Origin of the sequence: Photobacterium leiognathi (assembly GCF_030685535.1) — a bacterium.
GTDB classification, from domain to species: domain Bacteria; phylum Pseudomonadota; class Gammaproteobacteria; order Enterobacterales; family Vibrionaceae; genus Photobacterium; species Photobacterium leiognathi.
In genome coordinates, this window is record NZ_CP131601.1 from 1,652,742 (window position 1) to 1,669,566 (window position 16,825).

At 37.1% G+C, this 16,825-nt stretch carries 14 protein-coding genes and 1 pseudogene; 7 read left to right on the forward strand and 8 right to left on the reverse strand.

Annotated elements, in window-relative coordinates; translation table 11 throughout:
- Positions 1 to 21 precede the first annotated feature (21 nt).
- Together Q7674_RS14695 and Q7674_RS14700 are read right to left on the reverse strand one after the other, a co-directional pair.
- The gene (locus Q7674_RS14695; protein ID WP_045062872.1) at positions 22 to 771 is read right to left on the reverse strand and encodes a hypothetical protein; all 750 of its coding nucleotides are present in this window, start codon (positions 769 to 771) and stop codon (positions 22 to 24) included.
- Between the two features lie 7 nt (positions 772 to 778).
- Positions 779 to 2,509: a trypsin-like serine protease gene (locus tag Q7674_RS14700; protein ID WP_305422658.1), complete on the reverse strand. Its 1,731-nt coding sequence runs from the start codon at positions 2,507 to 2,509 to the stop codon at positions 779 to 781.
- Between the two features lie 161 nt (positions 2,510 to 2,670).
- Here Q7674_RS14700 and Q7674_RS14705 point away from each other — a divergent pair, with 161 nt between their 5' ends.
- Positions 2,671 to 2,970 carry a hypothetical protein gene (locus Q7674_RS14705; protein WP_023932302.1) on the forward strand — a complete coding sequence of 100 codons (300 nt, stop codon included), beginning with the start codon at positions 2,671 to 2,673 and terminating at the stop codon, positions 2,968 to 2,970.
- Positions 2,971 to 3,005: 35 nt separating this feature from the next.
- Here the strand turns inward: Q7674_RS14705 and uspE are convergent.
- The 5 genes and pseudogenes from uspE to Q7674_RS14730 all read right to left on the reverse strand — a co-directional run bounded on the left by uspE (position 3,006) and on the right by Q7674_RS14730 (position 8,366).
- Positions 3,006 to 3,951: pseudogene (uspE, locus tag Q7674_RS14710) on the reverse strand (universal stress protein UspE).
- A 281-nt stretch (positions 3,952 to 4,232) separates the two neighbouring features.
- Positions 4,233 to 4,997 (reverse strand): fumarate/nitrate reduction transcriptional regulator Fnr, encoded by a 765-nt coding sequence (gene fnr, locus Q7674_RS14715; RefSeq protein WP_008987046.1) that lies wholly within the window; start codon positions 4,995 to 4,997, stop codon positions 4,233 to 4,235.
- Positions 4,998 to 5,071: 74 nt separating this feature from the next.
- The gene (locus Q7674_RS14720) at positions 5,072 to 5,755 is read right to left on the reverse strand and encodes a sulfite exporter TauE/SafE family protein (RefSeq protein ID WP_305422661.1); all 684 of its coding nucleotides are present in this window, start codon (positions 5,753 to 5,755) and stop codon (positions 5,072 to 5,074) included.
- Complete coding sequence (gene ccoS, locus Q7674_RS14725) at positions 5,748 to 5,969, reverse strand: cbb3-type cytochrome oxidase assembly protein CcoS (protein WP_045062865.1); 222 nt, start codon at positions 5,967 to 5,969, stop codon at positions 5,748 to 5,750. The genes Q7674_RS14720 and ccoS overlap by 8 nt, the downstream gene beginning before the upstream one ends.
- Complete coding sequence (locus Q7674_RS14730; protein WP_305422663.1) at positions 5,970 to 8,366, reverse strand: heavy metal translocating P-type ATPase; 2,397 nt, start codon at positions 8,364 to 8,366, stop codon at positions 5,970 to 5,972.
- Positions 8,367 to 9,347: 981 nt separating this feature from the next.
- Between Q7674_RS14730 and Q7674_RS14735 the strand changes: the two genes are divergently transcribed.
- Positions 9,348 to 9,803, forward strand: a complete 456-nt coding sequence (locus Q7674_RS14735) for a hypothetical protein (RefSeq protein ID WP_045062860.1) — start codon at positions 9,348 to 9,350, stop codon at positions 9,801 to 9,803.
- Between the two features lie 32 nt (positions 9,804 to 9,835).
- Here Q7674_RS14735 and Q7674_RS14740 read toward each other — a convergent pair whose 3' ends face one another.
- Positions 9,836 to 10,534 (reverse strand): SDR family oxidoreductase, encoded by a 699-nt coding sequence (locus tag Q7674_RS14740; protein ID WP_305422666.1) that lies wholly within the window; start codon positions 10,532 to 10,534, stop codon positions 9,836 to 9,838.
- Positions 10,535 to 10,724: 190 nt separating this feature from the next.
- Here Q7674_RS14740 and Q7674_RS14745 point away from each other — a divergent pair, with 190 nt between their 5' ends.
- From Q7674_RS14745 to Q7674_RS14765, 5 genes are all read left to right on the forward strand, one after another.
- A complete protein-coding gene (locus tag Q7674_RS14745) occupies positions 10,725 to 11,888 on the forward strand; it encodes an FIST signal transduction protein (RefSeq protein ID WP_045062857.1) in 1,164 nt (387 codons plus the stop codon).
- A 10-nt stretch (positions 11,889 to 11,898) separates the two neighbouring features.
- Positions 11,899 to 14,001 carry a hybrid sensor histidine kinase/response regulator gene (locus tag Q7674_RS14750; protein ID WP_045062855.1) on the forward strand — a complete coding sequence of 701 codons (2,103 nt, stop codon included), beginning with the start codon at positions 11,899 to 11,901 and terminating at the stop codon, positions 13,999 to 14,001.
- Positions 14,002 to 15,204: 1,203 nt separating this feature from the next.
- Positions 15,205 to 16,008 carry a winged helix-turn-helix domain-containing protein gene (locus Q7674_RS14755; protein ID WP_045062854.1) on the forward strand — a complete coding sequence of 268 codons (804 nt, stop codon included), beginning with the start codon at positions 15,205 to 15,207 and terminating at the stop codon, positions 16,006 to 16,008.
- Positions 16,001 to 16,438, forward strand: coding sequence for a hypothetical protein (locus tag Q7674_RS14760; protein ID WP_023932095.1), 438 nt, complete (start codon positions 16,001 to 16,003; stop codon positions 16,436 to 16,438). The genes Q7674_RS14755 and Q7674_RS14760 overlap by 8 nt, the downstream gene beginning before the upstream one ends.
- A 115-nt stretch (positions 16,439 to 16,553) precedes the next feature.
- Positions 16,554 to 16,799, forward strand: a complete 246-nt coding sequence (locus Q7674_RS14765; RefSeq protein ID WP_107229576.1) for a hypothetical protein — start codon at positions 16,554 to 16,556, stop codon at positions 16,797 to 16,799.
- Positions 16,800 to 16,825: the final 26 nt, after the last annotated feature.

Here is a 16,825-nt window from a genome sequence, read left to right on the forward strand (position 1 = left end):
TAGACGGGCTAATTAGCCCGTTTACTCTATGAGATGCAAAAACGCATTACTGTTATTCTTCACTGCCTCATTGTTATTACTAATCAAATGATTTTTTGTCGTTATCCATCCTTTAAGATTTACAGTTCTTAAATGATACTCTTCGTTATTATCAGTAATGAACGAACCTTCTGTTAAATAATCTATTTTAGTAATTTTCCCTATATGCTGTTGTTGTGTATTTTGAAGATCCCAAGCCGTTACCTTGTCTGTAATAATATCAATTTTGGCTATAACAATTTGTTGCTCTAAGCCACTAGGCAGAGTTAAAAATAAGCTATCACCAATTTTGAGATCTGTGAGTAAAAATTCATTAAATTCAACAATGCTTTCTTTAGGCAAAACCGTTACTCCTTGCACTTTTATTACATCGTTTAGTAAATTGGGGCGATAGTGCCATAACTCTTCACCTGTCCGTAGATTTATATTTACTAAACTTGTTTTAGGTAAAGGCTGATAAATACCATGGAGTTGAGGGTTACCTTCTATATTATCTTCTGCCACATAAATATCGAAATTATTACTTGGCGTTTCATCACGTATCATTTGTTTAAAATTATATGGAATTTCAGCAACTTCTCCTGATGTTATGTCTAATGATGTTGTATTCATATTAGACTCAACCTTGTTAAAAGAAGGTGATATATATACGTCTTTATTAGGTTGAAATAAATAAACATAGAACAACCCAACGATGAATATTATCCCTGTGCATTGGGCTATTTTTTTCATATCTATGCTACTCAATAATATTAAGTTCTACGTTAAAGTTTAGATCTTTTCTGAAACTTCGTTTATGTAAACCTTTCGCAGTGACTGATAAAGAACCACTATATTGACCAATAGGTAAGTTGGGATTGTCGTCTGGAACGAAACTGAGTCTCAACTCCCCATAGATAGGGCGTTGGTATCTACAATAAGCTGCGTTATTCATGATAGTCCAGCCACATCCTAGATTTCGCTCACCACGCAAAATAACAGTTTTCACATCACCTGTTTCTGAATTTGTAACATCGACTTCCAATTCGGTATACCCGCGATTATTTCTACGCCATACTGGACGATTACGACTGTTACTGTTCTCTGACAAATAAAAAACTGTACCGTAAATGGTTTCTTCGTATCGAGGACCAATATAAGAAATATCTTGCGTTATAACTCTGGCAGACTCTATCTGAGTGGTTATTGTTATGTTTGTATTGACTTGAACTTCGTTAACATAACTAGGGTCATATAAGCTTTTAACTATCAGGCTGAAACTACCCTGGAAGTTACCTATAGGTAAACCAACATTATCTGACTGTAAAAATTCCATTTTCAATTGGTCAAGATTTGGAGAAGGGTAACACCAAGCACTGTTATTTATTTTACCCCAGCCACAATGAGTCTTCCTTTGACCTCTTAACCAAACTTTGTGTTCAACATTACTGTTTTGTTCAACTAAGGTTGTGGCAAACCTAGTCACCCCTCTAGGATATCGCCAAATATATCTTGAAGGACCATCAACAATGTTTTTAGTACTTATGTAGTAAACTGATCCTCGTACATCTTGTTCTAGAGGAGTTGTTTCAATTGGTAATTCTTCAGTTAACAGCCATTGTGTCTCTTCAATCGGTATTTCTGGTGAAATATCATCAATTGTTTTGACTACAGGTACGACACTTTTAAGCCAATCTATATGGCGAGCAATAGGAACATGACCAGAATAACCATGATACCAACCGTACCACCATGAAGTAACACCTACTGCAACTTGATGTTCATTTCGTTGTTGCCAGATAGCTGAACCACTATCACCTGAGCTTGCAAAAGCCCAAGAATCGGTGTTTTCAATTGCTCTATTAACTAAACAGTGGTGGTCATAATATCGAATATGACCATCACCTTTACGCTTAGCGTTATAATCTAGCTGCCCAAGAGTTTTTGTGCCGAAATAACCGAAACCAGTGAGTATTGTTGGCTGAAGTAATGAATTTTTATTTAATTTGTTATCAAGCAACGGCTGCTTAATAATCTCACCTTCGTCATCAGTTGGGTCGGCTAATTTAGGTATTTTAGCAACAGCAATATCATTCGAACATCCAGTAAAGTTTCTGAAATAGTTAGTAGAAATACCTGCAGCGAGTACAGTACCATCCTGTTTTTTAAAACTTACATATTGCCCTGTAAATTCAGTTCCTTGAGCGCCAGCCAAGCAATGAGCGGCAGTTAGAATGTAGCTGTGTGTATTATCACTACCTAACCATGTGCCAGAGCAATAACCGTTAGCGACGACTAGGCCAACTGAATTAAATTTTTCATCACTAGCATTTTGTTCCAATACGGTACTGACATTTTTCATAACGCTAGGATCTAGGCTACCTCCTAGTTCTATGTATTTACTGTCATTAATACCAATAGAAAAGGATGTTACAGAGAAAAATAATGTTAATAGATAAATATAGCGTCGTTTGCAGAGAAAAATATTCATAATTATTACCAGCAAAGAACATTAAAAACATTTTAGTTAATAGTGTTTATTCGTGAGTATTAAAAATAAGACAACTAAAATGTAGTAACATTTACCTATCAATATTTTTTAATTTCTTTAGCTGCTAAGATATAAAAAACTATTAAACAAAAGTGACTTATATGTTTCGGATATTTTTCATCGCATTCAGCTTTACTCTAGTGGTTGGCTGTAGTTCTAAACAGGCTCAACAGCTAGGCTTAGTAGGGGGAGATGTCAATGGCTATGCACAAAACATGAGTAATGAACAATTGTGCGGAGTCTATCTTAATGAACGTGCATCAAATCAAACTCGAGTAGCCATTGCTGCTGAATGGAAAAGACGAAAATTAAGTCATGCATATTGCGAAGAAAAAGCAAATGAGTGGTATGCGACCAAGTTTGCGAAATGGCTAACCATGCAGGAAGACGCTAAAAAATAGCAGAAAGAAAAAAGGCCTCAATCGAGGCCTTTTGTTTAATCTAAATTCGGAGAAAGCGGGCTAACATATCCATCAGGTTTCAACGCTAATAGGTCACAGTTCAAACTATCAATAGTGTTCTCTGCTGTATTACCGATAAACACCGCAGATAACCCCGTTCTACCTGTTGTACCTAAGATCACCAATTCAGCTTTAATATCTTCCGCCACTTGTGGAATGATATCTTCCGGCAAACCTTCTAATACATGAGTTTGCTCTTCACTAATGCCATACTTTTGGCGTAATGCTTTCATTGTCGTTAAGTGATGCCAGTGCACGGACTGCATCGGTGTAACTAGCAGGATCAAATTCAGGTAATTCAATCGTAATATTAACTGGTGTTGCAGGGTAGGCATTGACCAAGTTAACCTCAGCATTCGCAATAGAGGCAAAAGCTAAAGACTCTTTTACGATCTTATCGTTTAAGCCGTCATGCGTATCATCATCGGTAGAAATATTCACACAACTTAATACCTTGCCATGTTCAGGCCAGTTATTCCCCTTAACTAGTAATACAGGAATAGGGCATTTGCGCAATAAGTGCCAATCTGTAGGTGTAAAAATAACAGATCCTAAACGATCATGTTCATGTGTTGCTTTAACAAGTAGATCGATTTCTTGGCTATAAACATCAGCAATAATTGCTTCATACGGACGATTATGCCATACCACTTTGATTTCGATATCAATACCTTGCTCAAGGTGTGGGGCAATGATTTCTTTCAACCATTCTTCTCGTTGCATTACAACGCCACGACGCATTGCGTCACGTTCATCAGACGAAAGCATGGATGTCATCTCGTAAGAGAAATCATAAATCGCCAAGAAAACAACGATTTTTACGTCTTTAGTCATCTTAGCGATATGAACGGCACGTGAGATCGAAGGTTGTTGTTCTTTTTCTGGGTCAGCAACAACTAAGATATTTTTATACTTTTGCATAATGCCTCCTTTACACAAATGTGTAGGCAGCCTCTTGAAAGTGATTCAACATAAACACTAATGATAGATAGCAAATACTATATGCTTTGATATCAAGAGATTAAAATAAATCCTTATAAACACTGTAACCTAGTATAGGAAGTTATGGGAATCATATTAGCCAAAATTTTGCGAAGTTTGATACGTTGAGCAAATTAATAAACGAAATGGCAGGATTTCGAGGCAATAAAAAAGCATCGTATAGAACGATGCTTTATAAAATGAGTGAAAAGTAACGTAGATTACTGTTGTGACAAGCTATTATTTTTCGCTACACCAGCAAGACGGGCTAACTCATCATGGTCAATAATAGTGATGTATTTACCTTTAACACTTAGCATTTCTGATTTTTGGAAACGACCAAGTAGGCGACTGATCGTTTCAACTGTCAAACCTAGGTAATTACCAATATCACCGCGCGTCATGGTTAAACGGAACTCACGAGGGGAGAAACCACGCTGCGAGAAGCGTAATGATAAATTGTATAAGAAAGCGGCTAGACGCTCTTCAGCATTCTTTTTAGAAAGCAATAAGATCATCTCTTGGTCGCCTTTGATCTCATTACTCATTAAACGCATGATCTGTTGACGAAGCTTTGGCATCTTACCTGACAAGTCATCTAAGATTTCAAATGGAATTTCACAAACCATGGATGTTTCTAATGATTGAGCAAAACTAGGGTGTTGCATTTCATTGATAGCATCAAAACCTACAAGATCACCAGCTAAGTGGAATGCAGTGATTTGTTCATCACCTTGTTCTGTAATGGTGTAACTTTTGATCGTACCTGAACGGATAGCATATAGTGATTTTAACTCATCACCTGCTTTAAATAATTCTTGACCTTTTTGGATCGGCTTTTTACGTTCAATGATTTGATCCAGCTGGTCTAACTCAGACTCATTCAGAGTGAAAGGAATGCATAACTGACTAATACTGCAATCTTGGCAGTGAATAGCACAACCGCCTGATTGGATACGTTTTGTTGTAAGCTTGTCTGAAATCATATGCCTGTCTAACCAATTTGATGTAGGTCAATATTTTAACATATTATGAAGCATTATTACGAGTAATAAAGAGACTACAATATTTGATTGATTGCAATGTAACCAGTTTGAAACCCATAAATTATTAATAATAGGGCACTTATACGCCTAAAAATGCGGTTCTTGAGCCAGTTCTTTAGTTTATCTGCAAAGCCTCCTACTGCAAGCATCGCAGGTAATGTGCCTAAGCCAAAAGCAAACATCACAGCAGCACCATTTAGAGCACTTCCAGAAACAGCCGCCCACGTTAATGTCGAATACACTAAGCCGCAAGGTAACCAACCCCAGAGAAAGCCAAAGGGTAATGCTTTGACAAGCGATTTAAGCGGAAGCAGTGAAGTTGCAATAGGTGATATATGACGCCAAATTTTTTGGCCTGCACGTTCAATTTGACTTAATCCAGCCCACCATTGGTAAATATATAACCCCAAAAAAATCATCATTAAAGCGGCGAAAAGTCGCATATATACCAGAGGGTTAGATGTTCCATTAAGAGTTGATATACCCGCTAAAGCGGCACCAATTAATCCGCCAGCAATGGTATAGGACACAAGTCGACCGATATTGTAATTTAATAAGTAAATCCAACGTCTTTTTTGATGTGTGTTGTTAGGCATACCGATAGTAATTGCGGCAGCAACACCACCACACATCCCAACACAATGACCTGCGCCCATTAGCCCAATAAGAAATGCAGCATAAAAATCTAAACTAGGCATGATCGTTGTTTTGATCCTTTGACGATTTACTTGCGATTTGATCAGTATTGGAAACTGCGTCTTTGTGTTTAGAATCATCGTCATCAAATAAAATATCGTAGCCACGACGCTCTAAATCATCGAACTGCTCACTTTTTACTGCCCATAAAAAGATACCAACGGCTATACAAACAAAAATAATGGCAATGGGAATTAATATGTAAAGACTTTCCATTTATTTTAATAACCTTAAAGAATTTGACACAACAATAATCGAGCTTGCTGACATGCCAACCACTGCGATATATGGTGCTACAAGGCCTGAAACCGCTAATGGGAGAATAATCAGGTTATAGCCTAATGCCCATGATAGGTTTTCACGGATAATTTTACGGGTTTTAATAGCCAATTTTCTTGCTTCAAGAATACGCTCTAATTTATCACCAAGTAGTACCATATCTGCTGAAGATTTCGCTATATCTGTACCACCACCCATAGCAACAGAAAGGTGAGCGCCAGCAAGAACAGGGGCATCATTGACACCATCACCAACCATTAACACCACATCTGACGATGGCAAACTGCTTAGATAATTCAGCTTTCCTTGCGGACTTTGATTAGCGACAACCTCATTAATATGGAGCCGATTTGCTACCGTCTCAGCATGAACAGAATTATCACCTGTTAACATTGTGACTTGAATACCTTGCTGTTGGCATTGCTCTACCAATTCTAAGCTTTCTTGACGAATAGGATCATCTAATTTGAAAGCAGCAATAGGTTTATCGTTACAAGATAACCACACGGAATAGTGTTTATTATCACTATGAATTACGTCTTTTTCAGATGATAGTGCAAAGTCGTATTTACCAATACGCCACTCATTACCATCGCGATCGGTTTTCAAACCACAACCAATGACATTTTCTACATTATCGAACAAAACTTCACTACAACGATAAGCGCTAAATGCTTGAGCGATAGGGTGATTAGCGAAACGCTCAAGCTCTGCTGCATACATCAATGCTTGTTGTTCCGACATATCACTAAACAGTTTGGTTTCTATTAATCTTACATTGCCTTCCGTCAATGTTCCGGTTTTATCAAGTACTAGGCGATTAACCTTACATAAGGTTTCAAGAACATGACCACGGCGCAGCAAAATACCAAGTTTCCCAAGCGTTGAGGTTGAACAGGTAATCACTGTTGGTGTTGCTAGAGAAAGTGCACAAGGGCAGGTTGCGACTAATACAGCAAGGGTGATCCATAGCGCATCTTCTGGTTGGTGTTGATGCCAGTAATACCACGTTACAGCTGCAATGATCAGGATTGCAGCAACAAAGTAACGAGCAACGTTATCTGCAAGCTCCGCAACCTTTGGCTTTGATAACTGAGCTTCATCTTGAAGACGAACAATATTTGAAATCAAAGAGTCATTACGGTTAACCGTGACTATCATTGTGATATTGCCATCACCGTTAATGGTGCCAGCATAGACAGTATCGCCCTTAGCACGTTCAACAGGTACAGATTCATAGGTTAACATTGATTCGTTAACAGTGGTGAGTCCTTTTTGAATTTCACCATCAGCGGGGAAATGCTCACCAGGCAACACCGTGACAACGTCACCTATTTTTAAGGTTTTCGCTGCAATTTGCTCTCCATTTGAAAGGGTTGCCATGCTTGGAACCAGCTTTAACAAATTCGCACTAGCTGCTGCGGCTTGACGACGAGCACGCATTTCCAAAAAGCGCCCAAGCAATAAGAAGAAAGTGAACATAGAAATGGACTCAAAGAAAACTTCACCTTTTTCCATAACGGTTGCATATAAACTCGCAGCGTAAGCAAACAGTAATGCGATGGAAACAGGAACATCCATACCAAGTGTAAAAGCTTTTAAATTTCGCCAAGCATTGATGTAGAAAGGCAGTGCAGAGTAGAGCAATACAGGGGTCGCAAAAATTAAGCTTACCCAACGTAAGTAGTTACGAAACTCATGATCTAAATCACCGAACACCTCAAAATACAAAGCAATTGCCAGCATCATGACTTGCATGGTAGCAATGCCCGCAATACCTAATTTATATAGATATTGCTTCATGGTGTTGTGGTATTGCTGCTCTTGGGCATCGGCCTCAAAAGGCGAGGCTTTATAGCCAATTTTATGAATAACAGACAGTAAATGGCTAAGTTGTACTTGCTCTGGATCCCACACCAGTAGTGCACGGTGTGTCGTTGTGTTCACACGAATAGAAATGACACCTGCTTCGCGTACCAGTTGCTTTTCTATTAACCACGCACAAGCGGCGCAAGAAACACCTTCGACAGATAGGGAAACTTCATTGTGGTTTTTATCAGTGGTGCGAACAAAATCTTGTTGAATATCAGCATGATCATAAAGCGATAATGATTGAAGTTGTTCAGGCACTAAATCAGCTTTCTCAGCTGGCTCAGTCCGGTATTCATAATATGAGGTGAGACCACTTTGAACAATGGTTGTAGCAACGGCTTCGCAGCCAGGACAGCACATAGGACGTGCTTGACCTAAAATTTCTACTGAGAATGTGCTACCACTTGGAACTAGCTCACCACAATGGTAGCAGTAATGATTTGCATAGTTTTCTTTTGTCATTCCTTACTCTGCCCGAATAACGAAATCGGGGAAGATGTTGGTACGTTTACGCATCCTTGCAACATCCAATCACCTTTAAAAAGTTCAATTAAACAAACCAAGCGCCATTTAATAATTCTGGTGTACGAAATTTAGATACTTTTTAAATTAGTATTCATCGTTATTTATATAACAAATATTCCAAACATTAGCGATGTAAACTTCGCGAACGTCCACTTCTAACGTTATTAATGTACTTAAGTTATCAAAGGTAAATTAGTTTTATTTGGATTAACAGGTAATAATTCTTCTAACGCACCAAAGTATTCCGCCACATTGTAAGATATTTAATTATACCAACGGTTTTCAGGGCAATATCGTGACTAAACTTTTTAGACATTGAGCTGCTACTTGTGGGCCGGTAAGACTCTGCGAGTTATTTTAAACTTTCCCGCTATATTGTTATTGTCTGATAAGTGTAGTAAGCAAAAGGAAGTATATCTATTAAGCAGATATAATGATCATAAAAATTGTAAATCCAAAATGTGGGTAATGTTGACGCGAGAGCTAATAATTGTCGAAGGCCAGACGTTTTTGAACACATCTGTGCTCTATAAGCAAAATTATATCTATAGGATAGGTCTGTTGCGCCTATAACTAAACTTGCTAATAGTAAATTGACGAACGACTGTATAGTTATAGTTTTGTTCAAGCTGCTTAACTTGGCTCATATTGCATGCTTCCACTATATAATGCTAACTACACTACTTTCCCTGTGCGAACAATAAGTTGTCGCAATACCACCCAAAGCTTATAAGAATGCTTATTAAGAGAAGATCAAAATAAGATTCAAATTGCTATTTTTATGTAAAAGTGGCATTTTCATTGCACATAATACTTGAGTTAACAAAGTTTTGACAGGCGAATAGCCACATAACCTTTACGCTTAAGTAACATTTATGTGAAAACTTTGAACTCTGTAACACAGGAATAAATTCTATAATGGCAGCAGAAAAACTGACCCGAGGACGCTTAACTCAAATATTGGTGCTGATGACAGTACTTGTTTCAGCTTTTATTTGGAGAACAGTGACATACAACTCGCCAGAGCAAGAAGTAAAGGTTGAAGATAATGCAAAAACATGCATGTTAGATACGCAAAATTGCCAATACAAATCGTCAAATAAGACTGTAGAACTGAGCTTATTAACTAAAGAACTATCAGCACAAACGCCAATTAAATTACAAGTTTCCAACATTGATGTTAAACCTGTTGGTGTGGTTTCAGGCGTGAGTATGAACATGGGAACAGTACCTGTTGTGTTTACCAAACAAGGTGATAACACTTGGATTGGTGAGTTTACTGTTCCAGCATGTACTCATAACGAAATGACATGGGGCGTTGATATTAAGATCAACGACCAGCCAATAAAAGCGCAATTCGTTGTTAAGAAATAACCAGGAAATAGCACTGAATCAGTGCTATTTTTTTATTCTGAATAAATCATTTTCTTCGTCATCCCACCATCGATAACGAAATTTTGCCCGGTGATAAAGCCTTGGCTATTCAATAGAAAAGCAACCATTTCTGCAATATCGTCAACATTACCAACTCGTCCAGATAAGTGCTGTTGATGGTCAATTTCTCTCAATTCACTGTTATCGGTATGAATCCAACCTGGTGAAATACAATTTACTTTAATGTCAGGGGATAAACTGACAGATAAAGCATGAGTAAGTGAAACAATGCCGCCTTTACTCGCTGCGTAAGCTTCGGTATTTGCTTCCGATTGAAGGTATCTTGTTGAGCTCATATTGATAATATGTCCTTTACTTTCAGTAAGTAAAGGTAAGCATTGCTGACTCATGACTAAAGGGGATGTTAAGTTAACATTTAAAATTCGATGCCATTCGTCTAAAGGTAATTGCTGTAACGGCGTGTTATATGGATTAGCGATAGCTGCATTATTAACTAAGCCATCAAGCTTGCCGAACTGGGTTGTAATCCAATCTAACGTACTTTTAATATCAGAAATTTTGGTTACATCTGCCAAACGAAAACGAATGCGCGGCTCTTCGTTAACGAGATCAAATCCTGCTTGCTCATTAATATCTAACGCAATAACTGTCATGTTTTTTTGCGTCAAATACTTACAAATCCCTTTGCCGATGCCATTAGCACCGCTCATATGACAATGACAACTTTATTTGAGCTTGAATGCACGTTCACAATCCTTAAGTTACAATTATTTGCAACATGATACGACAAGTTAAGCTAATCTAATAAGATGTAAGTAAGATTATCGCTTAAAGAGTGCTAATTACTGATAATATCAATCACGAAAGTAAGATTTAATTCAAGGATGAGAGCCTATTGATATGGATATAACTACAAGCTACTCAATACAAATTTCATCTTTTGATGCGATCAATGAAGCGATTGCAAAGCTGAAGGTGAAGATTGCAACGCCTTCGTTATTACTTATTTATTACTCCGAAAAATATGACATTGATGTTCTTCAGTCAGAGCTTGAAAAAGCCTATCCAAATACACCGATTCTAGGTTGTACCACTTGCCAAGGTTTAATGACCAACGAAGGGTATTTCAGTGGTACAGGTTTGGCACTATGGGCAATTAATGATTTTCATGGTGCTTATGGCACAGCGATCATTTCTAATTTTGACTCTCCCTATGAAATGGCAAGGCAAGCCACATTAAAAGCCATTCATAATAGCGGCCGTATTGGTGAACTCCCATCTTTAATATTGTTACATGCAACACCGGGTTATGAAGAGCAAGTTATTCAAGGAATTGAAAAAGAACTCGGTAGTACAGTTCCCATTATTGGTGGTTCAGCTGCAGATGATTTCATTGTTGGTAAGTGGCAAATCTTCAATCATGAACAGCGAGCAAATGAAGGAATTGGCATTGCTGTTTTCTATCCAAGCTGTGAAGTAAGCTTATCTTTTCATTCGGGATATGCCAGCACGGGTTTATCCGCGATTGCGACAAAGGTTGAAAATAGGGAAGTGATCGAACTTGATAACAAGCCAGCGTCCGAAGTCTACCTGAAATGGATGGGATTACCTTTTGATGTTAACAGCAATATTATCAGTGAAAGTAGTTTAAATCCTTTAGGACGTTTTGCTGGCGAATATTTTGATTTACCTTATTTCAAATTGGCACATCCGGCACATATAACTGAGCGTAAAGGAATTGAAATGTTTGCTGAAGTAAAACAAGGCGAACGTTTATATTTTATGGACGGTACTGATGAGCGTCTGATCTCTAGAGCAAGCCGTGTAGTCAAAGCAACCAATGGAACAAAGCTGAACCCAATAGGTGGTATCACCATTTTTTGTGCTGGTTGTATGCTTAAAATTCAAAATCGTATGGATGATGTTGCTATTGGTGTAAATATTGCAATGCAAAATAAGCCTTATGTGTCGCCATTTACTTTTGGTGAACAAGGGCAGTTTATTAGTGGTGAAAATGGGCACGGTAATCTAATGATTTCTGCTGCAGTATTTCATGAAGGATAGGTAGCCGATAATGATAAGTTCAGAATCAGAAAAGCTACAGGAAACGGTTATTGATTTGCTCCGTAGCCAAGAGCGTGAAAGCCAACTTCAAGATGAAAATGAAGCGATCTTAGAAGGCATTTCAGCAATGGCTGGCGCAAACGATAAACGTCAGGTATTCAATAGCTTATTAGAAGTTCTTCGGAAATTTATTGGGTTTGCTCAAGCGTTAGTTTTAACCCGTGAAGATGATCAATCTATGCTTGATGTCCTAGTCAGCACAGATAATCGATTTGGTACAAGTTCTTGGCAAATAGAAACCACTTTTAAACGAGCCATCAACGGTGAATGTATTGCCTTATACTCTCCGAAAGATGTGATTGAGTTTCGAGATCAACCCAAAGTTATATTAGATGAATATCAATCAGCACTTCTAACAGGGGTTAAAGTTAGCTCAAGTGATGCCGTCATGATTTTAATGAGTCATGATAAAAGTCAATTCACACCACGTTGCCGTCGAGTACTGAATAGATTTCGACCATTATTGGCTCGCGCTATTATCGATATTGATTATCGCGAAAGACTACAATCACTCGTTGCAGCAAGAACACAACAGCTAACTTTCAGTCAACAACGTTTCAAAGATTTTGCAAAAACAGCAGGTGACTGGTTTTGGGAAATTGATATCAATTTTAATTTCACTTATATATCAGAACCCCATATCGCAAATTACCCAATCACATGTGATAACTTCATTGAGTTTTTTCAAGACTATCCACAATTTCAAAAGAAACTTGAGCTTAAATTAGCAGAGCAAGTGGTATTTGAAGACTTAGAATGGAATATAAAAAAAACCAATAGTGAACAATGGTTTAACTTTAGTGGTACGCCTTATTTTGACAAGTATGGAAAACTTCAAGGATATCGCGGCACGGCGAAAAATATTACTAGCCGTAAGAAAAGATTGTTTGATCTACAAGAAGCACGTAAGCAAGCAGAAAGTGCAAACAAAGCCAAATCACAATTCATTGCGATGATGAGCCATGAGATCAGAACACCGTTAAATGCGGTACTTGGTTTAATGGAATCATTGTCATTATCTGGCTTAGACAGTAAGCAGAAATTATGGCTATCGCAGATGGATCAATCAGCGCATTTACTATTGACCATTATTAACGACATTTTGGATTTATCACGAATTGAATCGGGGAGCTTTAGACTTTTTAACAGTGACATCAATATAGTTGAAAGTATCAAGTTAGTCGCAGATCAATTGTCACCACAGGCAACAAAAAAGAATGTGCAGTTACAGTGTGAAATTGATGATTCTATACCAAAGCAAATTTATGGCGACAAGAATAGAATCGCACAGGTCTTATTTAATCTGATTGGTAATGCTGTGAAGTTTACCAGTGTCGGATCAGTACGCATCGTAGCGAGAAAAATCGAAGAAACAATTGAGATAGCGGTTATTGATACTGGTATTGGAATTGCAAAAGATGCACAGGAAAATATCTTTAATCCATTTCATCAAGCGGATGGCAGTATCACACGCCGATATGGCGGAACAGGATTAGGCTTGGCAATTAGCCAATACTTAATTGAAAAAATGAAAGGCAAGATCTCACTAGAAAGTGAACTTGGAACTGGCAGCTGCTTTAAAATCTCGATCCCAATTGTTTATCCGTCACTCACAAGCTGTGAAAGTGATACACAGTCAAAACATAAGTCAAATTGCTCGCTAAACATTTTACTTGCTGAAGATAGTAATACTAATCAGTTAGTAGCTAAGTTAATGCTTGAACGTCGCGGACATAAAGTTGCGATAACTAATAACGGCAAAGAGGCTATAAATGTACTGTTACAGGGTCACAATAAGTTTGATTTAGTGCTAATGGATATTTCAATGCCAGTTTTAGATGGCTTAGAGGCAACCAAACAGCTTAGAAAGAAAGAAATTAGCATTCCAATTGTCGCTTTAACCGCAAATGCTATGCAAAGTGACCAGAAAATCTACCATGAGATCGGTATGGATGGATTTTTGGCAAAACCAATCTGTTCAAATGAGCTCGATCAGTTACTGGAAAGATACCAGGAACTTAAAGAAAAACAATCAACCATAACAACCCAGTGATTCGATGTGATCGAATCACTGGTAATTAACAGCAAGGTTTAAGTACAAGGCAAACTGACAATTTGCAGCAGTATTTAAAATTGATGTTAATTACCTATTTTATGGTAAATAACCAATACTGTTAAATAGCTTACTTATAGATGCGAAAGAGTAGCGGTGGTTGGTACACATAGAGGTATTACGTATTGCCATATCTATAACTAGATACTATATTTAACATAATATACATAATGCGTACTTAAATATAATATTGAAATGATGACGATTTGGCTTGGTAAATCTGTTGGTTACTGAGTTTTAAGTGCTTCAAGCAGCTCGTTCATGCCATCATCAAATTCAGGCGCACCTCGGTAACTTGTAATTCCATGATGCTCATGTGCAAACCTCATTGTTGCGTCGGCTGACTCGAATGGCCCATAAATTTCAAACTGATGTCCTTCGATAACTTTTGATAAAAACCACATGCCGATTTTGAATGTATCGTTGGTGCTGCGTTGTATATCTTCAACGTTCTCGACTGTAATATTTTAAAATGTTAGTTTTGTTTGCACTTGAACTTGCCGTTGTTGTTATCGAAAGAAAAATGTTGGCGCGCTTTAAATTGTCATTGTGCGTTCTCTAAAATTGATTTGTTGCTTTCAAGTGCCTTCATTCGCTCTAAACGAATCAATTAAAGATTTGCTTATACTTTCAATGTCTCTGGTTAGCATCTATCTATGAACCACGACCAATTTGCCACTTATTCTACAACGGATTTTAATCCGAAGCGTATAAACTTTAAATTCCCCAAGTTATCAATCTATTATTGCATGAAGTCCGCTCTTTAAGCTTATCTTCTTCTGAAACTTTGCTTACTCTTCTTTAGTAGGCATTTCTTCGATTGCCTCTTTTGCCCTTTATTAAAATTTCAATATCTTCGAGGCGCTTTAGGTCTACACCTGTGACGTTTATTTTTATATTGGTCATATCGGATATCGGCATCTTTTTATTTATTTAAATAAAATAGTTACAGCGTCACCAATCTGGTATTTTATAAATCACCCGTATAAATAATGCGCACAAAATAGGCAAAAGCATTAATACATAGCTAGTTAACAGCCACAAAATTATATGTACATAGAAATTAATGCTATTTTTGTATAAAATGAGTGCTCTTTATGAGTCGTTATCCCCTTTAACAACTCTCCTATTGATAAGTAAAATATGAACGATGAAGTAAACAACGGAGTCGAACGGTTTGGTCGTTTTGAGATTGATTTTTCTCGCAGAACGATCACTCGTGTTAGTGATAATGCTGTTTTAAAAGTATCACGCTCAGAGACTCATATTTTTGCTTTATTAGCAAATTCAGCAAACCAAACCATCCATAGAGAGACATTGCTCAAAGAGTGTTGGCAAGGTAAAGTTGTTACCAATAACTCATTAACGGTAGCAATTAAGAACTTACGTACAGCTTTTAGTAAAATTGGTGAGCATAAGATTATCCAAACTGAGCCTAAGCTTGGCTACTCTATTAAAGAGGCAGCCCTAGCTGATGATGGTTATTTTCAACCTTCCTGTAAAGAAGACGATATCAGCAAGCATATTGAAGCACATCAGATAGCTGAAAGCCTAGAAATGCGAGAACATCCTGAATGTATTATCGAAAAACAGATAAATACAAAATCGCCTAAACAGTCTAACTCATTGTTTAAACGATTTGAGTCATTCAGTATTACTGATTTTCTTGTGGTCAGCTTTTTCTTTTTAGTTACTCTATTTGCTTGTTATCAATACCTTTTCTTTGTTGATACTACCAATGTAGATGGTATTTCTGTCCATTATAATGGTGTGGCGTTACCCAATCCGGTGATGACAGCTATAACTGAACATAAAACAGGTGATATTGGTCAATGGTATGCATTTCCTGTTGGTGGTTTATGCGAGCGTTATAAATTAATTGGTGTATTAAATGAGCACTTTATTGATGTAACCTCACAAGTAAACCAGGAGCAATGCCATGATTAAAAAAGCATTACTTGGTGCATTTCTAGCAGTGTGCTTTATCTTTATTCAAGCCACGTTTACTGCAGTTAATACGCAATCTTCGTATGTTTTTATTGATAAATACCCTACTTTCGGCTCTGAAATTTTAAAGATTAATTTCAATAATGGCCGTATAAAAATGAACTTAGTAAGGAAGAATAAAGAAGATAAGATTATTTCTTCTTCGTTATTTAGCGGTATTTTTCTTCGTTTTCAAAACCATTACTACACTTTTGGTGTTAAACGCATGAATAAAAGCCGAGAAGTTGATTTTACGTTTAGGAACTTTTTTATTGATTCACTTAGAACGAATGAAGCAGTTTTTATCTCAGATGATCGTGGTATTTTAGAATTAGAAGATGGACATGCCATTAATCTAAATAGCCTTCTTTTAGGTAACAAAGTTCGTTAAACATTTAAGTCAGTATTTACGGTTTAAATTTATTAAAAACATAAAGTTATAGTGCATTAGGGTGTGCGAATAAATTCAAAAAGTGTTATATTATAGTAAGTTAAAGGAGTTTTTCATGGCAATAACTATTCGAGACATCGATCAACACTACTACATGATCGAGTCACTAAAATCATTAACTGAAAGTAATGTAACAACAAAAGCATTGATTAAAGGCGGCTATTTAGCTGTAGATTTAGGTCAAAAGTTAGATGATGAACGAGAAAAACGTATAAAGGCAGAATCCGAATTAAAAGAACTAAAGGAAAAGTTTGCTGCGTATATAAAAAGCAAAGATGAGTTACTTAACGCATTAAAATAGTATCTATCACAAGTTAAACTTGATAT